At 37.4% G+C, this 5341-nt stretch carries 6 protein-coding genes; 3 read left to right on the forward strand and 3 right to left on the reverse strand.

Annotated elements, in window-relative coordinates; translation table 11 throughout:
* Both PHV30_08925 and PHV30_08930 read left to right on the forward strand, forming a co-directional pair.
* On the forward strand, positions 1 to 1137 hold a 1137-nt coding region (locus PHV30_08925; GenBank protein ID MDD5457141.1), incomplete at its 5' end, for a hypothetical protein.
* Positions 1138 to 1206: 69 nt separating this feature from the next.
* Positions 1207 to 1560, forward strand: a complete 354-nt coding sequence (locus PHV30_08930; GenBank protein MDD5457142.1) for a hypothetical protein — start codon at positions 1207 to 1209, stop codon at positions 1558 to 1560.
* A 4-nt stretch (positions 1561 to 1564) separates the two neighbouring features.
* On the opposite strand, the gene PHV30_08935 is transcribed toward PHV30_08930, so the two are convergent.
* On the reverse strand, positions 1565 to 2617 hold the full coding sequence (locus PHV30_08935) for a hypothetical protein (GenBank protein ID MDD5457143.1): 1053 nt from the start codon (positions 2615 to 2617) through the stop codon (positions 1565 to 1567).
* A 187-nt stretch (positions 2618 to 2804) separates the two neighbouring features.
* The gene (locus PHV30_08940) at positions 2805 to 4529 is read right to left on the reverse strand and encodes a YgiQ family radical SAM protein (protein ID MDD5457144.1); all 1725 of its coding nucleotides are present in this window, start codon (positions 4527 to 4529) and stop codon (positions 2805 to 2807) included.
* Positions 4530 to 4671: 142 nt separating this feature from the next.
* Here PHV30_08940 and PHV30_08945 point away from each other — a divergent pair, with 142 nt between their 5' ends.
* Positions 4672 to 5010, forward strand: coding sequence for an RNA-binding protein (locus PHV30_08945; protein ID MDD5457145.1), 339 nt, complete (start codon positions 4672 to 4674; stop codon positions 5008 to 5010).
* Between the two features lie 102 nt (positions 5011 to 5112).
* Here PHV30_08945 and PHV30_08950 read toward each other — a convergent pair.
* Positions 5113 to 5341: flavodoxin (locus tag PHV30_08950; protein ID MDD5457146.1), on the reverse strand; the 229-nt coding region annotated here is incomplete at its 5' end.

Consider the following 5341-nt stretch of genomic DNA (forward strand, 5'->3'; position numbering starts at 1 on the left):
GCTTTAGAAATGATTGTAAAAAAACTGCAGGTTGAGAATATAATTTCATTAAAGAATATCGATCTGAAGTTTATTTCCGGTATTAGAGACAGTATCGCTATAGAATCTGAAACTACTTTTTTCCTTTTTGATGAAGATAATAAACTGAAAACAACCAGCACGGGTCATGGGCCTGCTTTTATCCGGGCTGTCAAAGATATTTATGAAGAAATGAAAGTAACCAAAGATAATCCGCTGACTTTTTCCATCCGAACAATGGATAATATCGGTACAGATCTTTGTTATTTTACGGGTTTGACCCAGCGCGCTGCTCAACAGGAAAATGAACTGAGAAATAAACTTGTAAAAGCTTTACGGGAAAAAAACAAGCTGGCAATCAGGCAGATAATTAAAACTGTTCAGAAACAATTTTATTCTAAACGTTTTTTAATGAATGAAGTTGTGGAATTTATAAATATACACTGGGATTTTCAAATTCAGGACCATGCTTATCTGAGTTTTAAAGATATAGCGGAAATCATTGATGAAAAGCCTATAACCGTGGCTGTGGTTCTTGCAGATCATCACTCTGTAGGGGGTGGTTTGTATGTTAATACTGACGGCCAAATGGTTGTTATTGATAAATATGTACAATTAAACAAGGTTAAATCCACGCTCACTCAATTTAATCCCATGCTCTATTCCATGCTGATCAAACGTCCTTTAACCAAAGATGATGAAAATCAAATAATCTATATTGTTCAAAAGAATAAAAAAGGGAAAGCAATCTTGCAAGGTGAAAGCGCTGCTACACATATTGCCACAAATCCTGACAATGTTTTAAAGCGAGTTATCAGTCTGACTAAAAATGATATAGAAAATATTGACGTTGTATTCAAAGATCAAAAAACGTTAAACCAGACCCATAAAGAAAATACCGTTAGCATGCAAAATAAACTTATAGCAGACATCAAGGCAATTGCTGTTAAGTCGAAAAGACCATTAAATGAAATAATCGATAGAATAAATGGAGCGCAGGAAGATGCTCTGCGTTATTTAAATGAAGACGCGAACACAATTTACAAAGGAGATATAAAAGTCATAGACCAGAGCTGGTTTGTGAAAAGCTTTATAGAAGCAAGTCCGGTCAGTATTTGATATATCAATATATATCGATACATTTAATTTCTCAAAATTGACGAATAATAAACATGGCAGGTGAAAACTGTGTCTGATTCTTTATTAATCGGTGGAGCTTCAATTGACCTGGGTGGAAGCCGTAACAGTGAGTCCGTCAAAGATAAAAGCGGTTTTGAGGATAACCTTACCGGCTCAGTTATTCCGGCCGGGTATAATTCTAACCTCTATGTAAATTTTGATCTGGGCAATGAATTTTCCTTTTTAGGTCAGGACAGCTCCAATGTGTCCGTTTCCAAAGGGGCTTCCGGTCATCTTATTATGACCAATTCACTTGATTCTCTGATGAGCCTGGTGAATTCTTATGGAGCTGACGACAATACAATAAAAATATATTCGGCAGACCAACAAAATAGCAGTAAAACTTACGCCAGTCTTTTATAACCGATTAAAAATTTATAGAGGAATTTACTTTCAGTATCAAACCTGAAAAGTCCAGATCAGGTGATGTGGGGTCAGGTTCATTGGCCCGTCGCATGTCGGAGATTTTACCTAACAAATATGCTGCACCAAAACCCACATCCCAATTCGCGTTTATCTTCAGTCTGAGGTTCGCTCCCAGTTGAGTGTTTATAGCAATACCATCCCTGATTTTAGAAAAGGACGATGTAGCCTGAGTTTCATCAGTATAACTGTAGATATACCCTCCGCTTATTATCCCGAGACCAGCATACGATTCCAGTGAAAATGAAGAGTCACTGATTAGAACCCAATTAATTATCAGGTCAGAGAGCAAATAATGGACGTTCACATCCTTATAAACTCCAGTAGATACTTTTCTGGCAATACTGTTTTGTCCGATTTCCAGAATAGCTCCGACGTAAAGATTATCAGTTAGAGGGTAATAAATATTAAACTGGGCTCCAAGCAGATAAGTGGTATTCCCTACAGATGCAATTGTTGAATTTGCATTAAAATTTTGTAGAGAAGGTAAGGAAAGTAAGGCGCAGACTTCATATTTCATATGTGTCTGAACTGTTTTTACTGCCAATTTCTCATCATTAATCTCATTAAGTACTTCTGATTTAAGTTTAATAATTTCTTTAGTTTCTTTTACGGTTTTCTCAGGTCGGACAAATTTTGGGGTAACAGCAGTTTTCTTTTTGTACGAGTTAGTGGATTGAACTGTTGGTCTGGGTGGAGTAACAGTTTTGACAACGACTTTTTTTTCAATATTGGTTCTGATATCCGCTGACGCACTCACTTTTTTCTCTGTAATGGCTGTTGTGTTTGTTTTTTTATGGACAACAGCTATCGGTTGAACCTTTTTGTTAAATAAATGAAAAAAAGATTTGGGCTTTTCCGGTACAGGAATTAATTCTCCACGAGATTCCGGTTTTATACTTTTACTAATAGTGATAACTGATTCGGTAGGTATCAAGGCTGATGCCAGATTAAAGTTAAGGCAAACCAGCACCAGCAATAGAATAAATTTATTCACATGTGGTATTGTAACATCTTTAAATTTGTTATGGAATATTTACCCGGGGTTATAATATCGAGACTGGTCAGGATAGTATAACCCCGGTTATGTCCCCCGACATTTATTATTCTGCCCTCAATATTTATTTTTAAACATTTTATTTATTGATTTATGTATTGAGAAAGTTTGATTTCAAGAATTATGTTTACAATTTCTTACCAATTTTCTGTAATGCCTTGGAAACGTTTTTTTGATTTATTTTCAACCAGGGCTGCAAAAGCGCTCGTTGCCACAATCGTTCTTCGCCTTTGGCAACATGTATATGTTTGGATGTTTCAGGGTCGCGTTCGCTATAATACATCGCGGCAGACAGGGTCATGGGTATAGGAATAAAATTTTGTACCTGTTTAACGCGCAGATTATTTTTTTTCATATATAAAGCGAGTTCATACATATCGTTCAGGGTACATCCAGGATGTGAGGCAATAAAATAAGGGATAACATATTGCTCCTTATTATATCTTTTGTTGGCAGTCTCAAATTGTTTAAGAAAATCCAAATATTTGCCAAATGACGGTTTATGCATGATCTTCAGCACTTTTTCAGAGCAATGTTCTGGTGCTATGCTTAACTGCCCGCTTACGTGATAGCGAGCAAGTTGTTCTATGTATTTATTATTCTGTAAGGCCAGATCATAACGAATACCCGAGTTTATAAAAACATTTTTTATACCTGGCAGGCGTCGGATATCATCTAATAATTTCAACTGTTTTTGAAAATCCATATTCATATTTGGACAAATGACGGGATAAACACAGCTCACTCTTGTACAGCCTTGATTGCTTATGCAGGTATGCCCATACATATTTGCCGAAGGCCCTCCTATGTCCAAAATATGTCCTGTAAAATCGGGTTGCTTCATAATTACATTTTTGATTTCATTAATAATCGATCCGTAAGATCGACTAATAATATATTTTCCCTGATGCATATTTAGCGTACAAAAGGAGCAGCCGCCATAACATCCTCTGTGCGAAACAACAGAATTTTTAACAAAACCGAACGCCGGTACCGGATGTTTATAACGTGGGTGGGCTTGCCTAATAAACGGCAATTCATAGATGTTATCAAGTTCATCGGAACTTAATGCATCCGGCGGTTCAATTATTATTGCTTTACCTTGGCAGCGCTGTATGATTGTTTGTGGATATCTTTTTGCACATTCCCGTTCATAATTGATAGTTGCTTTTAAAAGCAGGACGGAATCATTAAGTATGTCCTCATGAGCTGGCAATTCGACATGATCCTGATGGGCATAATAGTCAGGATCGGCGATATAGGCTGTATTTTTGATACCTCTAAGTGTTTGCAGATGCCTTAATCTGTGCGCAGCTTCTGTGATGGCTTTCTCGGCCATCCCGTAGACAAGCAAATCTGCCCTGCTGTCAAAAAGAATTGAGCGTCTGATGTTGTCAGACCAATAATCATAGTGAGTCAGTCTTCTTAAGCTGGCTTCTATACCTCCGACAATAATTGGTGTTCCCGGAAATAACTTTTTAATCATATTCGAATAAACAATAACCGCCCTGTCCGGTCTTTTACCGGCTTCACCTTTTTCACTATATTCATCCTCTTTGCGTCTATGTTTTTCAGAAGAATAATTGGCAATCATGGAATCCATATTGCCGGCTGTAATCCCAAAAAAAAGGTTAGGTTTGCCGCAGACAAAAAAGTCTTCATCCTTATGCCAGTCTGGTTGAGGGATAATGGCCACTTTGAAGCCATTTGCTTCCAGAAAACGGCCAATAAGTGCCGGGCCGAATGACGGATGGTCAATATAAGCGTCTCCGCTTATAATGATTATATCGACGCTTTCCCAACTTTTTTCTGCCATTTCCTGTCTATTGGTGGGTAGAAAATCGAAGCTCATATTGAATATTAACACTTAATAGTGTATCATGTAAAATGTTTGTGGGTGCGCATTAGTTGTTTCTGGACTGCCTTAGAGAACTTCCGGAATGTGCTAATGTAAGAGAGTCCTACAAAAAAATTTTTAGGAGGTATCGTGTATTATGGGAAAAAAATTATATGTAGGAGGTATATCTTACAGTTCAACTGAAGATAGCCTGAAGGAAGCTTTTACTAAAGCAGGTACAGTAGAATCAGCTGTTATAATAACAGATAAAGTATCTGGAAAGTCAAAAGGTTTCGGTTTCGTAGAAATGAAAACCGATGAAGAAGCTACTAAAGCCATTGAAGTGTTAAACGGAACAGAACTTGATGGCCGTAATATCAGTGTAGCAGAGGCCAGACCACCCCAGAAAAAGGAATTCGGTGGTCCGAGAGGCGGAGACAGCCGTGGCGGTTTCAATAGAGATCGTGGTCAAGGTGGTTTCAGACGCGATAGATAATTAATTTATAAAGAGTTATCTAAGGACTCTTAATAGATCAAAAGGCCCTGTGAAAACAGGGCCTTTTTTATTTGGTATCAAGTATATTTTCCCGTGATATTTTTATGAGAAGAGAGACATCGCCCAGTTTTTTATTTCAGTCATATTTTTGTTTTTATGAGCAACTTTAAATCCTTTTTCGCCCAGCAGGTTATTATTTTTTAAACACTTTTTCAGGTTTTTAATCGTTTTACCCGGGTCGCCTTCATAGCTGCAATACAACGCAATTTTTTTGTTTTTCAAAGGATACCTTGCCAAAAAGGTTTTAATGGCGGGAACATAGGAGCTGGCC

The sequence above is a fragment of the Candidatus Margulisiibacteriota bacterium genome, from assembly GCA_028715625.1.
In the GTDB taxonomy this organism is placed as follows: Bacteria; Margulisbacteria; Riflemargulisbacteria; order GWF2-35-9; family GWF2-35-9; genus JAQURL01.